We start from the raw sequence: 21,878 nt of genomic DNA, 5'->3' as shown, positions 1-21,878 counted from the left end.
CGCCCAGTCTAGGGCGGTACGACGCACAAGCGATGCGAGGTCCGGGCCGCCCCGGCCCGCTGCGGGGAACTCGGCGGGGCCCGGGGGAGTTCTCAGGGGGACGCGCGGTACTCGCGCGGAGCAGCGAACGCGTACGCGAGGTGGCACGGATGGCGATGTGGGACCGGATCAAGGACCAGGCCAAGGGGCTGCAGCAGCAGGCGCAGGGAGCGCGCGGCGCCGGCTCCGGCGCCCAGGCCCGGCCGGGCGGGGCCGCCGGCGGGGGGTCCAAGGCCCAGCTCGTGGGCGTGCTCAAGACCCAGCTGGCCTCCCTGAAGACGGAACTCAAGAGCGGTGCGTACCGGGACGCCAGCATGGCCATGTGCGCGCTGGTCGCGGCCGCCGACGGGTCCGTCGACCCGGCCGAGCGGCAGCACGTGGAGTCGCTGATCCTGCAGAACGACGTCCTGCGCAACTTCCCGCCGGACCAGCTGCGGCAGCGGTTCAACAAGCACGTCGACCAGCTGACGTACAACTTCCAGCAGGGCAAGGCGGAGGCGCTGCAGGAGATCGCGAAGGCGGCCAAGAAGCCCGTGGAGGCCAAGGCGGTCGTGCAGACCGGCTTCGTCGTCGCCGGCGCCGACGGGTACGTCGCCCCGGCCGAGGAGCAGGTGCTGCGCGAGGCGTGCGCGGCGCTCGGGGTCTCCCCGCAGGAGTTCGGCCTCTGACCCTCCCCGCCGCGGACCGTCCCCGACCGCGCCCGGCTCAGGCCGGGCGCGGGTAGACCTTGGACTGCTTCACGCTGCCGTAGGCGAAGCTGGACTCGATCGAGGCGATGCCCGGGATCGCGTGGATCCGGTGCCGTACCAGGGATTCGTACGCCTCCAGGTTCTCGATCACGACCCTGAGCAGATAGTCGCTGCTGCCCGCCATCAGATAGCAGTCCTGGATGTGCTCGATCCGGCCGACGTGGTCCTCGAAGACGTCGACGATCTCGCGCGTGTGGCGTTCGAGCCGGATCCGTACGAAGACGGTGATCGGCAGTCCGAAGCCGACCTGGTCCACCACCGCCGTGTAGCCGCGGATCAGGCCCGCCTCCTCCAGCCGGCGCACCCGGCGCAGACAGGGGGAGGGAGAGAGTCGGATCCGGTCGGCGAGGTCCTGGTTGGACAGGCGCCCGTCCGCCTGCAGCTCGCGGATGATCTGGAAGTCCACGGCGTCCAAGCCCACTCCTCGCTGCTACCGACCGATCCTTGGCAGATTCTGCCCCCACGGTAGGTCTGGAGGGCAGAACTGGCAATCGGCTGCCCCGCCGCAAGCCCTACCGTTGCTCGAAAGCAGTGGATTCGAGCGGGAGGCTCCTCGTGGGGGGTATACGGACGGCGGGAGCACCGCCGCTGCGGCAGGCGCCTCGCGCCGACGACCGGACCGGCGGCGGCGCGCTCTCGCCGCAGGCCGTGGGCCTCGTCGCCCTGTTCCTCACCGTCGCCATCTGGGCCGCCTTCGCGCTCAGCGCCCGCGCGCTCGGCGCCTCCACCCTGCTGCCCGCCGACGCGGCCCTGCTCCGCTTCGGGGTGCCGCTGGTGGTCCTGGCCCCCGCCCTGTGGCGGCGCCGACGGCGGCTCCTCGCGGTACGGCCCGCCACCGCCGCCAAGATCGTCTGCGGCGCGGGCGTCCCCTTCTTCCTCGCCGCCATGTACGGCGGCTCGCTGACCTCGGCCGCCTTCGTCGGCGCCATCGTCCCCGGCATGGTCCCGCTCTTCGTCTCCGCGCTCATGGTCGCGGGCGGGAAGAGCGCCCCGCGCGGTACCCAGGCGGCCGGCCTCGCCCTGATCGTCGCCGGCGTCGCCGCCCTGGTCTGGCGGTACACCGCCGCCCTGGACGCGGACGTCCTGCTCGGTGCCGGAACGTTGCTGCTCGCCAGCGGCCTCTGGGCCCTGTACACCGTGGGCCTGCGCGAGGTCGACCTCGACCCGATCGGCTCCATCGGCCTGCTCTGCCTGCCGTCCTTCGCCGTCGTCGCCCTGCTCGCCCTGACCGGCGTCCTGCCCACCGGACTCGCCCACGCCGCCGCAGGTGACATCGCGCTCTTCCTCGTCGTCCAGGGACTGGGCGTCGGGCTCTGCGCCGGCCTGCTGTACGCCTTCGCCATCCGCCGTCTCGGCCCCGAGCGCAGCTCCGTCGTCGGCAGCCTCAGCCCGGTCGTCGTCGTCCTGCTCGCCGTCCCGCTCCTCGACGAGTCGCCCACCCTGTCCGTGCTCGTCGGCGTCCCCCTCATCACCCTCGGCGTCGCGCTCGCCAACCGGCGCCCCCGAAGCAAGGTCTCCGCCCATGCTTGAGCTGCTCGCCGCCCCGCCCGTCGACCCGCTGTGGGACCTGTCGGCCGAGTTCGCCGCCGACCCGCGCCCCGAGCGCCTCGACCTCGTCCTCGGCGTCTACCGCGACCACACCGGGGCCACCCCGGTCATGGCCGCCGTCAAGGAGGCCGAGATACGCCTGGCCGACCGGGCCTTCTCCAAGGAGTACCGGGGCCTCTCCGGCAACACCGCCTTCAACCGGTCCATGGCCTCCATGGTCCTGGGCACCGAGGAGCGGACCGCCCGCGCGACGGCCGTCCAGACCGTGGCCGGCACCGGGGCCCTGCGGCTCCTCGCCGATCTCGTCCGCCAGACCCGCCCCGGCACCACGGTCTGGATCAGCGACCCGGCGTACGTCAACCACCGCCCCATCCTCGAAGGCGCCGGGCTCACGGTCCGCACCTACCGGTACGGCGACGGCCTGCTCGAGGATCTGCGCGCCGCGCGCCGGGGCGACGTGGTCCTGCTCCAGGGCTGCTGCCACAACCCCACGGGCACCGACCCCGACGCGGAGACCTGGGAGGCGCTCGCCGCGCTCGCCGGGGCGAACGGCTGGGTCCCCTTCGTCGACCTCGCCTACCACGGCCTGGGCGACGGCCTCGACGCCGACCTGTGGGCCACCCGCATGCTGGCCGACCGGCTGCCCGAGGTGCTGATCGCCGTCAGCTGCTCCAAGAACTTCGGCCTCTACAGCGACCGCACCGGCTGCGCCATCGTCCTCGGCCCGTCCCGGCGGACCCTGCGGCACGTCGAGACCGCCCTGCAGAACGCCGCCCGCGTCCTGTACTCGATGCCGCCCGACCACGGCGCCGCCGTCGTCGCCACCGTCCTGGAGGACGCCGGGCTCCGGGACACCTGGCGGTCGGAACTCGACGCCATGCGCGGCCGGATCGCCGCCAACCGGGCGGACCTCGTCGCGCACCTGGACGCCCTCGGCCGCCCGGACGTGGCGGCCTCGCTCCGGCGCCAGAAGGGCATGTTCTCCATGCTGCCGCTGACGCCGGAGCAGATGCGCCGGATGCGCGAGCGGTCCGGCGTCTACGGGACGGACGCCGGCCGCATCAACATCGCGGGGGTCTGCGCGCACCGGATCCCGTTCCTGGCGCAGTCCGTCGCCGCCGCGCTGGACTGAGACTCCCCAGGCCTACGCCTCCGGGCGGCACAGCAGCGCGGCCGGTGACGGCCGGGCCCCGAACCGGGTGGTGAAGGCGATCCCGGCCGCGTACTCGCCGGGCGCGCACTGCCCCTTGTAGTGGCCCTGCGCGTACTCGCCCCCGGGGTTCCCGGCCGGGCGGTTGTCGCCTCGGTCGAACCACAGCGTGCGGCCCGCGCCCGCCGGGAGCGCCGTGCCCGCCGGGGCGCACAGGGCGGCGGAGACCCGCGCGTCCCTGAGGCTGTACCCGATGAGGAACTGCCCGGCCGGGCACTGGTACTTGGTGTAGCCCGAGGCCCAGTCCCCGCCCGCGGGGACGTGCGACTCGTCCCGGACGACCGTGTGGCCGCCGGAGCCGGCCCGCGGTCCCGCACTCACGCAGAGGCCACGGCCGCCCGTGTGGCTGAGCCCGGCGAGCCGGGACCCGTCGGGGCAGACGGCCTTGCGGGCGCCGCTGTCCCAGTCGCCCGCCGCCCGCACCCGCAGCGAGGCGTTGTGGTCGCGGTGGTCGGTCGTCAGCTGGTACCAGGCGGTCGAGACGGGCACCGGCCCCGTGCGGCCGGGCGCCTGCGTCAGGGCGGTCCAGGCGGGGGCGCGCCAGTCGTCCGCGTCCAGGACGCCCGTCCGCCGGCCCTCGGAGTCGTACCGCAGCAGCGCCCAGCTGTCGCCCCCGCCGGCGCTGGTGCGCCAGCCGACCAGGGGCCAGTAGGCGTAGTCCACGTCGGCGTCCCGCAGCAGCTCGGTCAGGTTCCCGAACCAGGCGCGCGGCCTGTCGACGCGCTCGTCGGCGCCGATGCCGAACTCGCTGACCCAGACGGGGGCGGTGAAGTGCCGGCCGGTCTCGGCCGAGACGTACAGCGCCTGGTCGTGGACGACCTGGCGGAGCTGCTCGCGGGTGAGGTCCTGGTAGCGGGGGTCGGTGGTCTCGCCCAGGCCGGTGGCGCCGCTGTGGTTCGGGCCCGTGTAGCCGTAGAAGTGGGCCGAGTAGACCAGCTTGCCGGAGACCGCGAGGGTGTGCGAGAGGGTACGGACCGGGGCGAGGGTGGGGCGGCCGTGCGGGAAGCCGTCCACCGGGATGCCCTGCCAGTTGATGCCCTCGACGACGATGAGCAGGTCCGGGTTGGCCTCGGCGAGGATGCGGTCGCCGGCCTCCTGCGCGGCGGCGTGCCAGTCGTGGTTGTCGCCGAGGCCCCAGTTGGGGTCGTCCCAGACGTCGCGCCGGACCTCGTTGTAGAGGTCGGCGCCGACCACGCGCGGGTTGGCGCGGTAGCGCTTCGCCATGAAGACCCAGTCGTCGGCCCACCGGGCCGTGGACTGCCCGCTGCTGTTCCAGCGCTCGTTGCCGTCCACGCCGCAGCACCAGCGGGTCGTCACGGTGTGGTTGTTGAGCACGACGGCGAACCCGCCGTCGGTGAGGGCGGCGACGACGGCGTCGAAGACCTGGAGCGGGTTCTTGCCGCGCAGCTGCGGGTTGGCGGCGACGGCCGCGTCCGGCACGGGAGCGGTGGCGCGCAGCATCTCGTTGGAGAACGGCAGCCGGATGCTGTTGAGCCCGAGGGCGCGGAAGTCCGCGAGGAGGGTGGGCAGCGGGACGCGGTCCAGGCCGATCGGGATGCCGTGGGCGTTCTGCCCGGCGTGGTGGTTGGCGGGGTCGGCGAGGTCGCCCGAGCCGTTCCACGAGCCCTGGGCGCCGTCCCAGTTCGCGGAGCGGAGCCGGAAGCGGTCGCCGTCGGCGTCGACGATGTACCGGCCGCGCGTGGACAGCGGCGGCGTCCAGTCGACGGCGGCCGTGGCCGCTGCCGTGGAGGGGGTCTCGGAGGCCGGGCCGGGCTGCGCCGCGGCGGCGCCCGGCACGACCGCCGGGGCCAGCAGGGCGCCCGTGAGCAGGGCGCCTCGGACCACACGTAACAAGTGCTGCATCTCGTACCTGCCAGGAGGGTGGGGGAGTGGGCGGCGCCAAGTTACCGGCGGGTCGGTGACGGCGGAACCCCCGGCGGCCGGTCGCTGCCCCGGCCGCACGCCCCCGGCACCCGGCGCCGCCGACGGCCGTACGCCCGCGGCACCCGGCCGTACGTCCCCGGTGCCCGACCACTCCCTCAGCCGTACCGCAAGGCTCCGTGACGAGGGCTCGGATAGGGTGATCGAGTAGGAAGACACCCCCCGGGGTTAGGTCGAACCGTTGGACACTTCTGAGTCGGCGAGCCAGACGCCGGAGCGACCGCCGGCGGCCATCGGCTACGCCGGTGTCCTGCGGGAGGTCCTCCCGATCGCCCTCTGGCGCGAGGACGCGGACGGGTGCGTCGTCGAGTGGTCGCTGGCCGCCCAGGACCTGCTCGGATACCGCCCCGAGGACGTGATCGGCCGCCCCGCCGCGCCCATCCTGGTGCCCGAGGCCAACCAGGAGCTCGCCGACCAGCTGACCCTGCGCGTCCAGGCCGGTGAGACCGTCGTCGGCACCCTGCCCGTACGGCACAGGGACGGTCACGAAGTGACCATGGAGATGTGGATCGTCCCCGAGGTCGACCCCCAGGGGCGGCCGGGAGCCATGCTCATCGCGGTCGAGACCTCCGAGGTCCTGCGCATGCGGGACTCGCTCGCCGCGCTCCAGAGCCTCTTCACCCAGTCGCCGATCGGCCTCGCCACCCTCGGCACCGACCTGCGGTTCATCCGTGTCAACGACGCGCTGGCGCGGATGAACGGCGTCTCACCCGCCGAGCACCTGGGAAAACGGCTCACCGAGGTCGTGCCGGGCGTCAACGCCGTCGCCCTGGAAGCCACCATGCGGCAGGTCCTGGACAGCGGCCGGGCCGTCGTCGACGTACGCCGCACCGGCCGCACCCCCGCCGACCCCGAGCACGACCGCACCTGGTCCTGCTCCTACGCCCCGCTCGTCGACGGCTCGGGCCGCGGGCTCGGCCTGATCGCCTCGCTCATCGACATCACCGAGGGCCAGCGGGCGCTCGTCGAGGCCGAGCGGGCCAACCGGCGCTTCGCCCTGCTCGCCGAGGCGGGCAAGAGCATCGGCACCACCCTCGACCTGCACCAGACCGCCGAGGAGATCGTCCAGCTCTTCGTCCCGCAGCTCGCCGACTCGGCCGACGTCCAGCTGCTCGAATCCGTGCTCGAACCCGACGACGTCGGTGCCTCCACCCAGGGGCTGCTGCGCCGCCTCGCGGCCACCTTCCCCGACCCGACCGCCCCCACCGCGGTGCTCGTCCCGGGACAGACCTTCCAGATCCCGCTGGGTACGCCGTACGAGCAGGTCATCACCGACGCCCGGCCGATGAACCTCTACCACTCCGACCTGCCGGCGCTCTTCCCCGACCCGCGCACCGAACCCCTGCGCGCCTACTTCGAGGCCAGTATCGGCTGCGCGCGGATCGTCCCGCTGGTCGCCCGCGGCAAGGTGCTCGGCACCGTCTCCGTGACCCGGCTCTCCGACCGCGAACCCTTCGACGAGCAGGACTTCGTGCTCATCGACGAACTCGTCGCCCGCGCCGCCCTGAACATCGACAACGCCCGCATGTACACCACCCAGCGCGAGGCCGCCCTCACCCTCCAGCGCAGCCTCACCAACAGCGGCCTGCCGAAGGCCGAGGGCCTGGAGCTGACCGGCCGCTACCTGCCCGCGAGCGACCACGACGTCGGTGGCGACTGGTTCGACGTCATCGTCCTGCCCGAGGGCAGGACCGGGCTCGTCATCGGCGACGTCATGGGCCACGGCATCCACGCCGCCGCCGTCATGGGCCAGCTCCGTACGGCGGTGCGGACCCTCGCCCGGCACGGCGTGCCCCCGGCCGAGCTGCTGCACTCCCTCGACGCCGTCGTCGCCGACCTGGGCGAGGACGAGATGGCGACCTGCGTCTACGCCGTGCACGACCCGGCCACCGGCAGTGTCGTCCTCGCCCGCGCCGGACACCCGCCACCCGCCGTGGCCACCGCCGACGGGGCGATCACCTTCCTGGAGGGGCCGCCGGGAACCCCGCTCGGCACCGGTGGGCAGGCCTTCGCCACCGAGGAGGTCCTGCTGCCCCCCGGCAGCCTCCTGGTGCTGTACACCGACGGCCTCATCGAAGCCCGGGACCGCGACCTCGACGAGGGCATGGACCGGCTCGCCGATGCCCTGGTGGACCTCGAACGACCGCTCAGCCAGGTCTGCCAGACCATCCTCGACCAGCTCCTGCCCTGCGCGCCCGGGGACGACGTGGCGGTCCTGCTGGCCCGTACCTCCCTGCGCTGAGCCCTCCCTGCTCTCAGTCCTGCCTGCGCTGAGCGCTCCCTGGGCTGAGCCCTGCCTGCGCCGAGGCCGGCCCGCCCGTGCCGGTTCACCAGGCGAGGTCCTCCAGCGCGTCGAGGTCGGGCACCGGCATCGGCGGCAGCTCCGAGTCGGCCGTGGTCAGCGGCAGTTCGGCCCAGATGACCTTGCCCCGTTCGGTGTAGCGGGTGCCCCACCGCTCGGCGAACTGCGCCACGAGGAAGAGCCCGCGCCCGCCCTCGTCGGTCGTCGCCGCGTACCGCAGGTGCGGAGCCGTGCTGCTGCCGTCGGAGATCTCGCAGATCAGCCGACGGTCGCGCAGCAGCCGGACGCGGATCGGCTCGGCACCGTACCGGATGGCGTTGGTGATCAGCTCGCTGAGGATCAGCTCGGCCGTGAACGCGACCTCGTCGAGACCCCAGTCGGCGAGCCGCGCCGCGCCCTCGTTGCGGACCCGGGAGACGTTCGCCGGGTCGGCCGGCACGTCCCACTCCGCGATCCGCTCGGCCTCGAGGCGCCGGGTGTCGGCGACGAGCAGCGCGATGTCGTCGTCCGGGGCGGGCACGAGCAGCGCCGCCAGGATGTCCGTGCAGGCCTGGTCGGGGCTGCGGCCGGTGGTGGCCAGCGCCTCGCCCAGGAGCCCGAGACCGGTGTCGAAGTCCCGGTCGCGGGCCTCCAGGAGGCCGTCGGTGTACAGCACCAGACGGCTGCCCTCCGGCAGATACAGCTCGGTGGTCTCGAACGGCATCCCGCCCACGCCGAGCGGCAGCCCCGCGGGCACCTCCGGGTACTCGACCCGGCCGTCCGCATGGACCAGGGCGGGCCCGGGATGCCCGGCCCTGGCCATGGTGCAGCGGCCGTCGGCGGGGTCGTAGATGACGTACAGGCAGGTGGCGCCGGTGATTCGCTCCTGCCCCTCGCCGTGCTCCTCGCCCGCACCGCCCTCGGCCGTGGTCGTACCGTCGGGGCCGCCCTCCGACGGGACCCGGTCGATCCGGTCGATCAGCTCGTCGAGGTGGCCGAGCAGCTCGTCCGGCGGCAGGTCGAGGGTGGAGAAGTTGAGGACCGCCGTCCGCAGCCTGCCCATGGTGGCCGCCGCGTGCACCCCGTGCCCGACCACGTCGCCGACGACGAGCGCCACCCGGGCCCCCGGCAGCGGGATCACGTCGAACCAGTCGCCGCCGACGCCCGCCTTGGCCGGCAGATAGCGGTACGCCACGTCCACCGCCGACAGATCGGGGAGGATCCGGGGGAGCAGGCTGCGCTGCAGCGTCACCGCCATCTCGTGCTCACGGGTGAAGCGGCGGGCGTTGTCGATGGAGACCGCCGCCCGCGCCGTCAGCTCCTCGGCGAAGTTCAGGTCCTCGTCCCCGAACGGCTCCTCGGTCTCGGAGCGCCAGAAGTTCGCCATCCCGAGGACCACGCCCCGGGCGACGACGGGCACCGCGACGAGCGAGTGCAGCCCGTACTCCAGGGCCCCCGAGGCGCCCTCCGGGTCCTGGGCCCGCCAGCCGTCGGCCGTGGCCAGCTCGGCCACCAGGACGGCGCGACCGCTGTCGAGCGCCTGCGCCATCGGGGTCGTCGGCACCACGCACCGGATCCGGTCGCCCACCGGCTGGAACGGATGCTCCTCCTGGACACCCCGCAGCGCGGTCCGCCGCATCTCGCTGAGGGCGCGCGACGGCTCCTCGCCCCGCAGCACCGATTCGGGCAGCTCCACCGTGACGAAGTCGGCGAAGCGCGGCACCGCCACCTCCGCCAGCTCCTCGGCGGTACGCACCACGTCCAGGGTCGTGCCGATCCGCACCCCCGCCTCGTACAGCAGCTGCAGCCGCCCTCTGGCCACCTCGGCGCGCCCGGAGACGGTGGACAGCTCGGTCGAGTCCCGCAGCGTCATCACGGTGCCGGTGGGACGGCCCTTGTACGGCTTGGTGGGCCGTACGTTGACGGCCAGCAGCCGGTCCCCGGCCAGGTGCACCTCGTCGTTGACCACCCGGTCCGCGGAGAGCAGCGAGGCGGTACGGGGGTCGAGACCCAGCTCGGTGACATGCCGCTGCTCGGCGTCGGGCCCCAGGTCGAGCAGGCGTCTGGCCTCGTCGTTGGCCAGCAGCAGCCGCCGGTCCGCGTCGATGATGAGCACCCCCTCGCGCACCGCGTGCAGGACCGCCTCGTGGTGCTCGTTGATCCGGGTCATCTCGACCGGCCCGAGCCCGTGCGTCTGCCGGCGCAGCCGCCGGCTCACCAGCGCCGCTCCGCCCACCGCGAGCAGCAGGGCGCCCGCGGCGGTGCCGAGAAGCAGCGGCAACTGGCCCTCGACGACGTTGCCGACGTTCTCGACCTCGATGCCCGTGCTGACCAGACCCACGACGTCGCCGTCGTCCGTGCGCACCGGGACCACGGCCCGGACCGCGTCCGACGGCTCACCGTAGAAGATCTCCGTGAACGATTCGCCCGCCCGGGCGCGCGCGATGTCGCCGGTGGTCCGCTGCCCGATCAGCTCCGGCCGGGAGTCGGTGTAGCGGATCCCGTCCGGGGTCATCACGGCGAGGAAGTCGAGGCCCGCGGCCGTCCGGGCGGCCTCGGCCCGCAGCTGGAGCTCGGCGGTCGGGTCCGGGGACCGGAGCGCGTCCAGCAGGCCGGGAGCGTGCGCGAAGGCCTCCGCGGCAGCGAGGGAGCGATTGCGCGCGTCGGACTCCGTGTTGTACCTGGCCTGGAAGATCAGGGCCAGCGCGCCCACGGTGACCAGCACCACGACGATGACCGCCTGGAGGGCGAACACCTGCCCTGCGACGCTGCGCAGCCCCCACCCCTTGGGCCGTTGGCCGAGCCGTCCGCTCATGGGGTGCTTCTCGCTGATTCGGCTGTCGTCAGGGATTCTGCAGTCACCCGTCCACTTCCTCGGTTCCTCGGCCCGCCGGCGGCCTCGGGGATCCACTCCTTCCATGCTGCTCCCCTCCCGGCGGGATATCGACACGGACCGGGCCGCACGCGGGACCCCGGGGGCGTCCCGAGGGCCGCCCCCGGGCTCCGAGTCGGCCCCGCTCCGGGAAGGTCCATGTCGTTTTCTCGCCAGCGCACGTCTCCACGGTCCCCGACGATGGAGCCATGTACACCGACACCGAGCGCTGCGTGCGGGCCGTCCGGTCGAAGGACGCCCGCTTCGACGGCGTGTTCTTCACCGCCGTGCTGACCACCCGGATCTACTGCCGCCCCAGCTGCCCGGTCGTCCCACCGAAGACCGAGAACATGGTGTTCCACCCGAGCGCCGCGTCCTGCCAGCGCGCCGGGTTCCGTGCCTGCAAGCGCTGCCGGCCGGACACGAGCCCCGGTTCCCCCGAATGGAACGTCCGCGCCGACGCCGTCGCCCGCGCCATGCGGCTGATCCAGGACGGCATCGTCGACCGCGAGGGCGTGCCCGGGCTCGCCGCCCGGCTCGGCTACTCCACCCGCCAGATCGAACGCCAGCTCCTCGCCGAACTCGGTGCGGGGCCGCTGGCCCTGGCCCGCGCCCAGCGTGCCAGGACCGCGCGGCTGCTCATCGAGACGACGCCCCTGCCGATGGCCGAGATCGCCTTCGCGGCCGGGTTCGCCTCGATCCGTACCTTCAACGACACCGTGCGCGAGGTCTTCGCGCTCACTCCGGGCGAGCTGCGCGCCCGCGCGGCCCGGTCACCCGTCACCGCGGACACACCGAGCACCCCGGGTGTGATCGCGCTCCGGCTGCCGTACCGCGCCCCGCTCGACCCGTCCAACCTCTTCGGCCATCTCGCCGCGACCGCCGTCCCCGGCGTGGAGGAGTGGCGGGACGGCGCCTACCGGCGGACCCTGACCCTGCCGCACGGGCACGGCATCGTCTCCCTCGCCCCCCGGCCCGACCACATCGCCTGCCGGCTCTCCCTCACCGACCCCCGCGACCTCACCCTCGCCATCAGCCGCTGCCGCCGGCTGCTCGACCTCGACGCCGATCCGGTCGCCGTCGACGAGCAGCTGCGCGACGACCCGCTGCTCGCCCCGCTGGTCGAGCGGGCACCCGGGCGGCGCGTGCCGAGGACCGTGGACGCGGCCGAGTTCGCCGTCCGGGCCGTGCTCGGCCAACAGGTCTCCACGGCGGCCGCCCGCACCCACGCCGCCCGGCTGGTCGCCGCGCACGGCGTCCCCGTCGACGACCCCGAGGGCGGCCTCACCCACCTCTTCCCGACCCCCGAGGCGCTCGCCGGGCTCGACCCCGAGTCCCTCGCGCTGCCCCGCAGCCGCCGCACGACCCTGCTCACCCTCGTCGGTGCCCTCGCCGACGGCTCCCTGAGCCTCGGCCCGGGGACCGACTGGGACGAGGCGCGCGCCCGGCTCCACGCCCTGCCCGGCTTCGGCCCCTGGACCACGGAGGTCATCGCCATGCGGGCGCTCGGCGACCCCGACGCCTTCCTCCCGGGCGACCTGGGCGTGCGCCGCGCCGCCGAGGGCCTCGGCCTGCCGTCCACGCCCGCCGCGCTCACCGCCCGCGCCGCGCGGTGGCGGCCCTGGCGCGCGTACGCCGTCCAGTACCTCTGGGCCACGGACAGCCACCCGATCAACCACCTCCCCGCCTGAGCCCCGCACCCAGGCCGACCCGAAGGAAGCCGACCCGCCATGCCCGACGTCCGGCACACCGTCATCGACAGCCCGTACGACGCGCTGACCCTGGTCGCCGTCGACGGCGTCCTGAGCCGCATCCACATGACCGGCCAGCGCCACCGCCCCGCCGAGGAGACCTTCGGCGCACCCGACCCGCGCCCCTTCGGCGAGACGACCCGCCAGCTCGATGCGTACTTCGCCGGTGAACTCACCGCGTTCGAGCTGCCGTTGAAGCTGATCGGCACCCCGTTCCAGCTCCGGGTCTGGGAGCTGCTGTGCCGGATCCCGTACGGCGAGACGCGCAGCTACGGCGAGTTGGCCGAGGAGCTGGGCAACCCCGGGGCCTCGCGCGCCGTCGGCCTCGCCAACGGCAAGAACCCGGTCAGCATCGTCGTTCCGTGCCACCGTGTCGTCGGCGCGAGCGGCTCCCTGACCGGCTACGGCGGCGGCCTCGACCGCAAGCGCCGACTGCTGGCCTTCGAGTCGGGAGCCGCCGGGGCGGAGGCGGCGCTCTTCTAGGCGTCCGCCGGAGAGGACGCCTCAGCGCAGCCGCGCCAGGAGCGCGGGGAGCGCGGTGCCGATCGGCTCGCGCACGATCTCGTCGGCGAGTTCGTCGTACGGGGTGGGCTGGGCGTTCACGATGATCAGCCGGGCCCCGTGCTCGGCGGCGATCCCCGCGAGCGAGGCGGCCGGCTGCACCTGGAGAGACGTGCCGACCGCGAGGAACACCTCGGCCGCCTTGGCGATCGACATGGCCTGGCCGAGCACCACCGGATCGAGCCGCTGTCCGAACATCACCGTCGCCGACTTCAGGATCCCGCCGCACCGTGAGCACCTCGGGTCGTCCTCACCGGCCCGCACCCGGTCGAGCGCCTCCTCCATCGAGGAGCGGGCGTGGCAGGACGTGCAGACCACCGACCGTGCGGAGCCGTGGAGTTCGAGGACCTTGCGCGCCGACAGACCGGCGAGCTGGTGCAGCCCGTCGACGTTCTGCGTGATCACCCGCACCGGGTGCCCGGTCCGCTCGAAGTCGGCGACCGCCCGGTGCGCCGCGTTCGGCTCGGCGCGCAGCACGGGGCCGTCGAGCCGCGTCCGCCATGCGCGCCTGCGGACATCGGCGTCGGCCGTGTAGTGCTCGTACGTGGCGAGCTTCTCGGCCTCCGGGTCACGGGTCCACACCCCGTCGGGGCCCCGGTAGTCGGGGATGCCCGAGTCCGTGGAAACACCGGCTCCGCTGAGGATCGCGACCATGGTCATGGGGCCGAGCGTAGGCAGGTTCGAACACCCCACGCGAACGGATTACCGACTGCTAGGTTCCGGCCATGACCACCGCCCCCGACCGGCGAGCCCGGCTCCTCACCCTCGGCTGCTCCCTGCTGATCGGCGCCATCCTCCTGGTCGTGGCAGGCCTGTTGCTCGCCTCCTGCGCGGTCACCGCCCACTTCGACCGGCCCGTCGAGCCCAAGAAGCCCGTCGGCACCCCGCGCTGAACCGGGGGAGAGGCGGCATCATCGGGAGGGAGGCGGGGCGGCTTCCTCGTACCGACGGGAGCGGCACCGCACCGGTCGACGCAAGGAGTGCGGTGTCATGCGCGTCCTCATGGTCGGGGCGGGAGGCGTGGGTACGGCGATCACCCGGATCGCGGCCCGTCGTTCGTTCTTCGAGCACGTCGTCGTCGCCGACTACGACCTCGCACGCGCCGAGGCGGCCGTCACCGCCCTGGGCCCGGACGAGCGCCGGTTCACCGCGCTCCGGCTCGACGCCTCGGACCGGGCGGCCGTACGGGCCGCCCTCGCCGAGCACCGCTGCGACGTCCTCCTGAACGCCACCGACCCCCGTTTCGTCCTGCCGCTCTTCGAGGCCGCCCTCGCCGGACGCGCCCACTACCTCGACATGGCGATGTCCCTGTCCCGGCCGCACCCCACGCGTCCGTACGAGGAGTGCGGGGTCAAGCTCGGTGACGCGCAGTTCGACCGGGCCGCCGAGTGGGAGGCGGCCGACCGGCTCGCCCTGGTGGGCATGGGCGTCGAGCCGGGCCTCGCGGACGTATTCGCCCGCCACGCCGCCGACACGCTCTTCGACGAGATCGAGGAGATCGGCGTCCGTGACGGCGCGAACCTCGTCGTCGACGGCTACGACTTCGCCCCGTCCTTCAGCATCTGGACGACCATCGAGGAGTGCCTGAACCCTCCGGTGGTCTACGAGGAGGGGCGCGGCTGGTTCACCACCGAACCCTTCAGCGAGCCGGAGGTCTTCGACTTCCCCGAGGGCATCGGCCCCGTGGAGTGCGTGAACGTCGAACACGAGGAGGTCCTCCTCGTCCCCCGCTGGGTCAGCACCCGCCGCGTCACCTTCAAGTACGGGCTCGGCGAGGAGTTCATCGGCGTCCTGCGCACCCTCCACAAGGTGGGGCTCGACCGCACGGATCCGGTCACCGTGCGCGGCGCCGACGGAGGCGAGGTCCGCGTCTCCCCGCGCGACGTCGTCGCCGCGTGCCTGCCCGACCCCGCGGGCCTCGGCGACCGCATGCACGGCAAGACCTGCGCCGGCACCTGGGTCAAGGGCACCAAGGACGGGCGGCCCCGGGAGGTGTACCTCTACCACGTGGTCGACAACCAGTGGTCGATGCGCGCGTACGGCTCCCAGGCCGTCGTGTGGCAGACCGCCGTCAACCCCGTGGCCGCCCTGGAACTCCTCGCGGCCGGGGCCTGGCACGGCCGCGGCGTCCTCGGCCCCGAGGCCTTTCCCCCGGCCCCCTTCCTGGACCTGCTCACGGAGTACGGCACACCCTGGGGCATGCGCGAACAGTGACCGGCGGCGCGGGCGCCCCGGTCGCCCGGGTGGCTCACCGCACATGCGACACGGACCGGGCCTCCTTACGATGAATGCAGCAGTCGCAGTCTCCCTGTTCTGACCGTGCACGACCGGGGCGGAGGGACCATGGCCACCGAAGATGCCGCCGCCAAGGGCGCCGGGCCCGCCGAACGCCCCGCAGGGCTGAAGGCGAACGCCATCGGCTTCGTCGACGCCCTCGTCATCGGCCTCAACTCCACGTCCCCCGCCTACTCCCTCGCGGCCGTGATCGGCCCCGTCGTCGCCCTGGTCGGGATCTACGCGCCCGGCGTGATGTTCGCGTCCTTCGTACCGATGCTGCTGATCGCCTCCGCGTTCTACTACCTCAACAAGGTCGACCAGGACTGCGGCACGACCTTCTCGTGGGTCACCCGCGCCATGGGACCCTGGGCCGGCTGGCTCGGCGGCTGGGCCATCGCGATGACGGGTGTCCTCGTCGTCGGCTCGCTCGCCGACGTGGCCGTGTCCTTCGGCCTGCTCGCCGTCGGGCTCGACAGCTGGGTGGACAACACCTTCGTACGCCAGCTGCTCACCGTGGTCCTCATCCTGGTGATGACGGCCGTGTGCGTCATCGGCACCGAGCTCTCGGCCAAGGTGCAGAACGTCCTCATCCTGGCGCAGGTCGCCTGTCTGCTGATCTTCGTCGCCGTGGCCCTGTACGCGGTCTACGCCGACACCAGCGTCTACGACTCGGCCGAGCCCTCCTGGAGCTGGCTCAACCCCTTCGGCGCCGGCGGCGCCGCGCTGACCGGCGGGCTGCTGCTCGGCGTCTTCATCTACTGGGGCTGGGAGTCGGCGGTCAACCTCACCGAGGAGGTCAGGGACTCCGCGAGCGCCCCCGGCAAGGCGGGACTCTGGTCGACCGTCATCCTGCTCGTCACCTACGTGTCCGTCGGCTTCGCGGTCGTCGCCTACGCGGGACCGGTGTTCCTCGCCGAGAACGCCGACGAGGAGGAGTTCATCTTCGCCCAGCTCGCCGGGGACGTCCTGGGCGGCTGGGACTGGATCCTGCTGCTCGCCGTCTCCACGTCGGCCATCGCCTCCACCCAGACCACGATCATCCCTGCCTCGCGCACCGCGCTGTCCATGGCCCGCCGCCGGGCGCTGCCCGCGCACTACGCCCACATCAGCCCGCGCTTCCGCACCCCGGACGTCAGCACCTGGTGGGTCGCCGCCATCGCCATCGGCTGGTACCTCGTGGTGAACCAGATCAGCAGCAACGCCCTCTACGACTCGCTGACCGCGCTCTCGCTGCTGATCTCCTTCTACTACGCCCTCACGGGCCTGGCCTGCGTGGTGTACTACCGCCGCCATCTCTTCGAGAGCGTCCACAACTTCCTGCTGATCGGCCTCGGGCCGCTGGTCGGCGCCGGACTGCTGACCTGGCTCCTGGTGCGGTCGGTCTCGGACATGTCCGACCCGGAGAACTCGTACAGCGGGACCTCGTGGTTCGGCCTCGGGCCGCCCCTCGTCATCGGCATCGGCATCGCCCTCACCGGCGTGGTCCTGATGATCGTGCGGCGACTGTGGGCACCGGCGTTCTGGAGCGAGCGCCCGGGCGTGGCCGACCCCGACCTGGTCCACGGCCACGGCCACAACCACGGCCACGACTCCGGCTCGGGCACCGGCTCCGGCTCGGCTACCGGTTCCGGCTCCGGCGGAGGGACCTGAGATGTCGGTCGTGCTCGGATACGACGAATCCCCCGGCGCCGCCCGGGCGCTGCGCATCGCCGTGGAGCTGGCGAACGCCTTCGACGAGACGCTCGTCCTGGTCTACGGGGTGGCGGTCCCGGGCCCCTCGGGCGAGGAGTACCGCACCCATGTCCAGGCCGTCCGGGAAGCCGGCCGCACCGGACTGCGGCACGCGGTCACGGAGGCCGAGCGGGTGGGCGTACCGACCGTCGTCGAGGTGATCGACAAGAAGCCGTCGGAGGCCCTGATCGACGCCGCGCACCGGCACGCCGCCCGGGTCATCGTGGTCGGCAGCTGGGGCGAGAGCCCGATGCGCGGCGCGCTCCTCGGCTCGACGCCCCACAAGCTGCTGCACCTGTCCCAGGTCCCCGTCCTCTGTGTGCCGCCGGACAGCTTCTAGGGGCGGTCGGTTCAGCGGACCGGGCTGCCGTTCTCCAGCTCCACCGGGCCGCCACCGTCCGCCAGCGCGTCGAGGGCCGCGACCACCCGCCGGCCCAGCGAGCCCGGGAGATGGGCGATCGCCTCGGCCGGCTCGATCAGCTTCCAGGAGAGCAACTCCTCCTCCTGCAGCCGGATCTCCGCGAACCGCTCCTCGGGCAGCACCCCGCCGTCGTACACGTACGCCACGATCGGCGGCCGGCCCGTGCGGTGCGACCAGTCGACCGCGAGCAGCGCCCCCAGTTCCAGGTCGAGGCCGATCTCCTCCGCCGTCTCGCGGCGCGCCGCCTGCCGGGGCGTCTCACCCGTGTCCGACTCGATCGTGCCGCCCGGCAGTGTCCAGCCCTCCCGGTAGTTCGGCTCGACGACCAGGACGCGTCCCGCGCCGTCCCGGAAGAGCGCGGCCGCGGCCGCGAGGACTCGCGGCAGGCTTGCGATGTACGTGGCGTAGTCGTCCGTCGTCATACCGTCAGCGTAGCCAGCCGCAGTGTCCGTTCGGCCAGTTCGCTGATCCGCACGCGGTCGAATCCGAACACCGCGCTGCGCACGCGGTCCCGCAGCGGCTCCGACCACTGCGGCGGGATCGCCGCCGCCCCGCACATCACCCCGGCCACCGAGCCGGCCGTCGCTCCGTTCGAGTCGGTGTCGAGGCCGCCCCGGACGGTCAGGGCGAGGGTGGCGGTGAAGTCCCCACCCCCGTACAGCAGTCCGGCCGTGAGGACCGCCGCGTTCGGCACGGTGTGGATCCAGCCCATGCCGGCCGTCCGCTCCGCGAGTTCGGCGAGTGTGTCGGACCACCCCACCCTCGACTCGTGCAGCGCCATCGTGTGCCGGACCGTGCGCGCGAGCCGGCTGCTCGCCGGGATCCGGTCGAGCGCCGTCTCCAGGGCCGTGCGCACGTCCGGCGCGGTGAAGGCGGCGGCGATGAGCGCGGCCGCCCACATCGCGCCGTACACCCCGTTGCCGGTGTGGGACAGCACCGCGTCGCGGCGGGCGAGGGACGCGGCGCGGCGCGGGTCGCCCGGGGAGGTCCAGCCGTAGACGTCGGCACGGATCAGGGCGCCGATCCACTCCTGGTGCGGGTTGTCGTAGGTGGCGGTGAGCGGCGGCTTCAGACCGTTGGCGAGATTGCGGTAGGCGGTCCGTTCGGCGGTGAACGTCTGCAGGTACGGCAGCCGCAGCAGCCAGTGCTCGCCCACCTGCTCGGTGGTGAACGCGAACCCCCGGGTCTCCAGGAGGTGCAGGCCGAGGATCGAGTAGTCGATGTCGTCGTCCCGGCAGCTCCCGCTGATCCGGCCGCGGACGCACTGCGGCCACTCGGGTCGCAGCTCGAACCCCTGAGCGAGGGCGTCGGGAGGCGGCGCGGGCAGGTAGTCGGTGAGCGGCAGGGCGTCCGTCAGGCGCAGGTACCGGTCGATGAGCCGGGGCGTCCACAGATCGCCCCGCTCGACGGGTTTGCCGAGCATGTTCCCGGCGATCCGGCCCGTCCAGCCTCCGAGGATGCGGTCGGCGAGTTCGCCCTGCTTGAACGCCATGGGTCCGGTCTACCGAACGCGGCCCGATCGCGCCCGCCGAACACGCCGCCCGCCGCCCGCCGCGGCCCCCGCTCAGGGTCGTTCGTCCGTGGGGCGGCCTCGAAGAGACCGCCCCCGGGGTGGCCCCTCAGACGAGGCTCGTCAGCAGCTCCGCGAAGAGGCGCGGGCGGCTGAAGTATCCGACGTGGGAGGCCGCGAGGGTGTGCACGTCGAAGGGATGGTGCGGGGTCAGCGCGTCGGCTGTACGGATCATGTGGTCCTGGACCGCCGGGGGAAGGCTCCGGTCGTCGGAGAGCCGGACGTAGGTGTGCGGCACCCGCCCCCACGTCTCGGCCCGGACCAAGGCTCCCGGCTCCATCGCCGCGTAGGTCTCGTCCGGGTCCAGGGAGTCGAGCAGCAGCCCGAACTGGTGGTCGGTCGAGTCGGCCATGATGGCGGCCTTCAACGCGGCGAACACCTCCGGATCGGCGTGGGCGGCCCGCCAGTTGAGCCGGACCACTCCCGGATCGCCTGTGCGCGGCACGGCGATGCGAGCCACCGCGGCGTCCAGCAGGTTGTCGTCGACGACATCCCAGGCCTCGGTGAGCATGGCCGGATCGGCGAGGCAGAGGGCGGAGAGATAGACCACCCGGTCGAGCAGGTCCGGTACGGCGTTGGCCACAGCGCTGATCGTCAGCCCGCCGAGGCTGTTGCCGACCAGGACGACCGGTCCCGACACGGCGAGCCGGCGCACGACGCCCACCACATGGCGGACGTTGTCCGCCGGCGTGACACCGCGCAGCGGGGACGGGGCCGCGGCGAGCGCCGCCAGGTCCTGGGGCTGCTGATAGTAGGCGGCCGGGAAGTCGGCGAGGTCGCCGTGACCGGGCAGGTCGACGGCGTACGAACGGTGGCCGAGCAGGGCCAGCTCGTTCTGCAACGGGCCCCAGGCCCGGGCGTTGCTGGAGCCGCCGTGAACGCATACGAAAAGCGGGCGCGAGTCTGCGCGCATGGTGAAGATCCTCGTCATCGTGAGGTGAACGGTGGACGCGGGACCCGGTGTCGGCGACGGCCGACACCACGGTCAGCGCGTCGACCGGATGCGCAGGGCGTTCCAGTTGTGGATGACAGAGGACATGCGAGGCACCGTAACAGCCGACTCCGTACCCCGCACCGCCCTTTCGCCGACGGCCCCCGGCGCCGCTCGGCTCCTGCCGGAGTACGAGCCCCTCGGCTCCTGCCGGAGCACTAGACGCCCGGCTCCTCGTCCGTGTCGCTGCGGGACTTCGCCGCGCGGCGCAGGCGGTGGTGGCGTCCGGCGCCCTGCTCCGTCATCGCCTCGCCGACCATCGCCCGCACCGCGTCCCGCACGCCGTGCAGCGCGTGGTGGCGCGCCGGTCCCGCGCCCGGGTCCTCGCGCAGCTCCTTCAGGAGGGCCCAGCACAGCCCCAGCATCACGATCACGAACGGCAGCGCCACCAGGATCGTCGCCGTCTGCAGCGAGTTCAGTCCGCCCGCGACGAGCAGCACGGCGGCCACCGCCGCCATGAGGATGCCCCAGGTGACCACGAGCCAGGTCGGCGGGTGCAGCGAGCCGCGGCTGGTCAGCGATCCCATCACCAGCGACGCCGAGTCCGCGCTGGTGACGAAGTAGGTCATGACCAGGATCATCGCGATCACCGACGTCACCGTGCCGATCGGCAGGGCGTCCAGCATCGCGAAGAGCGAGGCCTCCGCCCCGTCCTTGACCGCGCCCGCGAGGTCCGCAGCGCCGGTCGAGTCGAGACGGATCGCCGTCCCGCCCATCACGCAGAACCAGACGACCGTCGCCCCGCTCGGCACGAGCAGCACCCCGATGAGGAACTCCCGGATCGTGCGGCCGTGCGAGATCCGGGCGATGAACGTGCCGACGAACGGCGCCCAGGACAGCCACCACGCCCAGTAGAAGATCGTCCAGGCGCCCAGCCACGAGGGGTCCGTGAAGGCGCCCGTGCGGGTCGCCATCGGCAGCAGCTCGTCCAGGTAGCCGCCGAGGGAGGCCGGGATGGAGTCCAGGATGTAGACCGTCGGGCCGAGGACGAAGACGAAGAGCATCAGGCAGGTGGCGAGCACGATGTTGATCGTCGACAGCCACTTCACGCCCTTGTGCAGTCCTGAGAAGGCCGACAGGACGAAGGCCGCGGAGAGCGAGGCGATGATGATCAGCTGCGTCGCCGTCGAGTCCTCGACGCCCATGGTCAGGTCGAGGCCCTTGGAGACCTGGAGCGCGCCCACGCCGAGGCTGGTCGCCGTGCCGAAGACCGTCGCGAAGACGGCGAGCAGGTCGATCGCCCGGCCCTGCCACGCCGCCGCCCGACGGGCCCCGATCAGCGGGACGAACGCGGAGCTCAGCCGGGAGCCCCGGCCCTTGCGGAAGCCCGCGTAGGCCAGCGCGAGGCCGGCGATGCCGTAGATGGCCCACGGCGTGAGCGTCCAGTGGAAGAACGAGTACTCCATGGCGTTGAGGGCGGCCGTGCCGGTGCCCGGCTCCGCGCCGCTCGCCGGCGGCGGGGACAGGTAGTGCTGGAGCGGCTCCGCGACCCCGTAGAACATCAGACCGATGCCCATGCCCGCGCTGAACATCATCGCGATCCACGCGAGGTTGGTGAACTCCGGCTCGGAGTCGTCCGCCCCGAGCCGGATCCGTCCGTAACGGCTCAGCGCGATCACCACGCACAGGACCAGGAAGGTGTCGGCGGCGATGACGAAGAGCCAGGCGAAGTTGTTCAGGACCCAGCCGAGGGCGGACGTGGAGGCGCTGTCGAAGGAATCCTTGCCGAGGGCTGCCCAGGCCACCATCGCGACGACGGCCGCCACACCGATGCCGATGACCGCCTGATCAGGGGCGGGGCCGGTGGACTTTTGATCGATCGGATCCGATTCCGTGCTCATATGCGCCCACTATGGTGTGGAATATCGCCTTATCAGGGGGTGGCACGCCGTCTGGGGGTGCGGATAGGGTCGGCCTCGGCGCGACTGCACGTTCG

The 21,878-nt window shown here is 73.1% G+C and carries 18 protein-coding genes; 10 read left to right on the top strand and 8 right to left on the bottom strand.

Annotated elements, in window-relative coordinates:
* Positions 1–149 precede the first annotated feature (149 nt).
* Positions 150–707, top strand: coding sequence for a TerB family tellurite resistance protein (locus tag AB0E14_RS01860; RefSeq protein WP_362410279.1), 558 nt, complete (start codon positions 150–152; stop codon positions 705–707).
* Positions 708–744: 37 nt separating this feature from the next.
* Here the strand turns inward: AB0E14_RS01860 and AB0E14_RS01855 are convergent, their stop codons facing one another.
* Positions 745–1,209 (bottom strand): Lrp/AsnC family transcriptional regulator, encoded by a 465-nt coding sequence (locus AB0E14_RS01855; protein ID WP_362410276.1) that lies wholly within the window; start codon positions 1,207–1,209, stop codon positions 745–747.
* Between the two features lie 134 nt (positions 1,210–1,343).
* Here AB0E14_RS01855 and AB0E14_RS01850 point away from each other — a divergent pair, with 134 nt between their 5' ends.
* Entirely contained in the window at positions 1,344–2,318 is a 975-nt protein-coding gene (locus AB0E14_RS01850) for a DMT family transporter (protein ID WP_362410273.1), read from the top strand.
* Positions 2,311–3,468: an aromatic amino acid transaminase gene (locus AB0E14_RS01845; protein WP_362410270.1), complete on the top strand. Its 1,158-nt coding sequence runs from the start codon at positions 2,311–2,313 to the stop codon at positions 3,466–3,468. The genes AB0E14_RS01850 and AB0E14_RS01845 overlap by 8 nt, the downstream gene beginning before the upstream one ends.
* A gap of 12 nt (positions 3,469–3,480) precedes the next feature.
* Here the strand turns inward: AB0E14_RS01845 and AB0E14_RS01840 are convergent, their stop codons facing one another.
* Positions 3,481–5,409 (bottom strand): cellulase family glycosylhydrolase, encoded by a 1,929-nt coding sequence (locus tag AB0E14_RS01840; protein ID WP_362410267.1) that lies wholly within the window; start codon positions 5,407–5,409, stop codon positions 3,481–3,483.
* 259 nt (positions 5,410–5,668) lie between these two features.
* Between AB0E14_RS01840 and AB0E14_RS01835 the strand changes: the two genes are divergently transcribed.
* Positions 5,669–7,729, top strand: coding sequence for a SpoIIE family protein phosphatase (locus AB0E14_RS01835; RefSeq protein WP_362410264.1), 2,061 nt, complete (start codon positions 5,669–5,671; stop codon positions 7,727–7,729).
* Between the two features lie 85 nt (positions 7,730–7,814).
* Here the strand turns inward: AB0E14_RS01835 and AB0E14_RS01830 are convergent, their stop codons facing one another.
* Positions 7,815–10,583 (bottom strand): SpoIIE family protein phosphatase, encoded by a 2,769-nt coding sequence (locus tag AB0E14_RS01830; protein ID WP_362410261.1) that lies wholly within the window; start codon positions 10,581–10,583, stop codon positions 7,815–7,817.
* A gap of 266 nt (positions 10,584–10,849) precedes the next feature.
* Between AB0E14_RS01830 and AB0E14_RS01825 the strand changes: the two genes are divergently transcribed.
* Together AB0E14_RS01825 and AB0E14_RS01820 are read left to right on the top strand one after the other, a co-directional pair.
* The gene (locus AB0E14_RS01825; protein WP_362410258.1) at positions 10,850–12,331 is read left to right on the top strand and encodes an AlkA N-terminal domain-containing protein; all 1,482 of its coding nucleotides are present in this window, start codon (positions 10,850–10,852) and stop codon (positions 12,329–12,331) included.
* Between the two features lie 39 nt (positions 12,332–12,370).
* On the top strand, positions 12,371–12,874 hold the full coding sequence (locus AB0E14_RS01820; RefSeq protein ID WP_362410255.1) for a methylated-DNA--[protein]-cysteine S-methyltransferase: 504 nt from the start codon (positions 12,371–12,373) through the stop codon (positions 12,872–12,874).
* Positions 12,875–12,895: 21 nt separating this feature from the next.
* Here the strand turns inward: AB0E14_RS01820 and AB0E14_RS01815 are convergent, their stop codons facing one another.
* Positions 12,896–13,612 carry a Sir2 family NAD-dependent protein deacetylase gene (locus AB0E14_RS01815; protein ID WP_362410252.1) on the bottom strand — a complete coding sequence of 239 codons (717 nt, stop codon included), beginning with the start codon at positions 13,610–13,612 and terminating at the stop codon, positions 12,896–12,898.
* Positions 13,613–13,677: 65 nt separating this feature from the next.
* On the opposite strand from AB0E14_RS01815, the gene AB0E14_RS01810 reads away from it, so the two are divergent.
* The 4 genes from AB0E14_RS01810 to AB0E14_RS01795 all read left to right on the top strand — a co-directional run bounded on the left by AB0E14_RS01810 (position 13,678) and on the right by AB0E14_RS01795 (position 17,300).
* The gene (locus tag AB0E14_RS01810) at positions 13,678–13,845 is read left to right on the top strand and encodes a hypothetical protein (RefSeq protein WP_362410250.1); all 168 of its coding nucleotides are present in this window, start codon (positions 13,678–13,680) and stop codon (positions 13,843–13,845) included.
* Between the two features lie 97 nt (positions 13,846–13,942).
* Positions 13,943–15,166, top strand: a complete 1,224-nt coding sequence (locus AB0E14_RS01805) for a saccharopine dehydrogenase C-terminal domain-containing protein (RefSeq protein WP_362410247.1) — start codon at positions 13,943–13,945, stop codon at positions 15,164–15,166.
* 129 nt (positions 15,167–15,295) lie between these two features.
* Positions 15,296–16,879 (top strand): APC family permease, encoded by a 1,584-nt coding sequence (locus AB0E14_RS01800; RefSeq protein ID WP_362410244.1) that lies wholly within the window; start codon positions 15,296–15,298, stop codon positions 16,877–16,879.
* 1 nt (position 16,880) lies between these two features.
* Positions 16,881–17,300: a universal stress protein gene (locus AB0E14_RS01795; protein ID WP_362410241.1), complete on the top strand. Its 420-nt coding sequence runs from the start codon at positions 16,881–16,883 to the stop codon at positions 17,298–17,300.
* 11 nt (positions 17,301–17,311) lie between these two features.
* Here AB0E14_RS01795 and AB0E14_RS01790 read toward each other — a convergent pair whose 3' ends face one another.
* The 4 genes from AB0E14_RS01790 to AB0E14_RS01775 form a co-directional block, all read right to left on the bottom strand.
* Positions 17,312–17,803, bottom strand: a complete 492-nt coding sequence (locus AB0E14_RS01790) for an NUDIX hydrolase (protein WP_362410238.1) — start codon at positions 17,801–17,803, stop codon at positions 17,312–17,314.
* Complete coding sequence (locus AB0E14_RS01785) at positions 17,800–18,873, bottom strand: ADP-ribosylglycohydrolase family protein (RefSeq protein WP_362410235.1); 1,074 nt, start codon at positions 18,871–18,873, stop codon at positions 17,800–17,802. Before AB0E14_RS01785 ends, AB0E14_RS01790 begins: the two co-directional genes overlap by 4 nt.
* A gap of 127 nt (positions 18,874–19,000) precedes the next feature.
* Positions 19,001–19,864 carry an alpha/beta hydrolase gene (locus tag AB0E14_RS01780; protein WP_362410232.1) on the bottom strand — a complete coding sequence of 288 codons (864 nt, stop codon included), beginning with the start codon at positions 19,862–19,864 and terminating at the stop codon, positions 19,001–19,003.
* 236 nt (positions 19,865–20,100) lie between these two features.
* Positions 20,101–21,783, bottom strand: coding sequence for a BCCT family transporter (locus AB0E14_RS01775; RefSeq protein WP_362410229.1), 1,683 nt, complete (start codon positions 21,781–21,783; stop codon positions 20,101–20,103).
* Between the last annotated feature and the right edge of the window lie 95 nt (positions 21,784–21,878).

Source organism: Streptomyces sp. NPDC047981 (assembly GCF_040653315.1).
Lineage (GTDB): Bacteria > Actinomycetota > Actinomycetes > Streptomycetales > Streptomycetaceae > Streptomyces.
The sequence above is the reverse complement of the archived record's forward strand: the minus strand, read 5'-3'. Positions and strand labels throughout refer to the sequence as shown.

Excerpts from the sequence above, each read along its gene's own strand:
- AB0E14_RS01860 (WP_362410279.1), top strand. The coding sequence starts at position 150 with ATGGCGATGTGGGACCGGATCAAGGACCAGGCCAAGGGGCTGCAGCAG.
- AB0E14_RS01845 (WP_362410270.1), top strand. The coding sequence starts at position 2,311 with ATGCTTGAGCTGCTCGCCGCCCCGCCCGTCGACCCGCTGTGGGACCTG.
- AB0E14_RS01840 (WP_362410267.1), bottom strand. The coding sequence starts at position 5,409 with ATGCAGCACTTGTTACGTGTGGTCCGAGGCGCCCTGCTCACGGGCGCC.
- AB0E14_RS01830 (WP_362410261.1), bottom strand. The coding sequence starts at position 10,583 with ATGAGCGGACGGCTCGGCCAACGGCCCAAGGGGTGGGGGCTGCGCAGC.
- AB0E14_RS01825 (WP_362410258.1), top strand. The coding sequence starts at position 10,850 with ATGTACACCGACACCGAGCGCTGCGTGCGGGCCGTCCGGTCGAAGGAC.
- AB0E14_RS01820 (WP_362410255.1), top strand. The coding sequence starts at position 12,371 with ATGCCCGACGTCCGGCACACCGTCATCGACAGCCCGTACGACGCGCTG.
- AB0E14_RS01815 (WP_362410252.1), bottom strand. The coding sequence starts at position 13,612 with ATGACCATGGTCGCGATCCTCAGCGGAGCCGGTGTTTCCACGGACTCG.
- AB0E14_RS01810 (WP_362410250.1), top strand. The coding sequence starts at position 13,678 with ATGACCACCGCCCCCGACCGGCGAGCCCGGCTCCTCACCCTCGGCTGC.
- AB0E14_RS01805 (WP_362410247.1), top strand. The coding sequence starts at position 13,943 with ATGCGCGTCCTCATGGTCGGGGCGGGAGGCGTGGGTACGGCGATCACC.
- AB0E14_RS01800 (WP_362410244.1), top strand. The coding sequence starts at position 15,296 with ATGGCCACCGAAGATGCCGCCGCCAAGGGCGCCGGGCCCGCCGAACGC.
- AB0E14_RS01795 (WP_362410241.1), top strand. The coding sequence starts at position 16,881 with ATGTCGGTCGTGCTCGGATACGACGAATCCCCCGGCGCCGCCCGGGCG.
- AB0E14_RS01790 (WP_362410238.1), bottom strand. The coding sequence starts at position 17,803 with ATGACGACGGACGACTACGCCACGTACATCGCAAGCCTGCCGCGAGTC.
- AB0E14_RS01785 (WP_362410235.1), bottom strand. The coding sequence starts at position 18,873 with ATGGCGTTCAAGCAGGGCGAACTCGCCGACCGCATCCTCGGAGGCTGG.
- AB0E14_RS01780 (WP_362410232.1), bottom strand. The coding sequence starts at position 19,864 with ATGCGCGCAGACTCGCGCCCGCTTTTCGTATGCGTTCACGGCGGCTCC.
- AB0E14_RS01775 (WP_362410229.1), bottom strand. The coding sequence starts at position 21,783 with ATGAGCACGGAATCGGATCCGATCGATCAAAAGTCCACCGGCCCCGCC.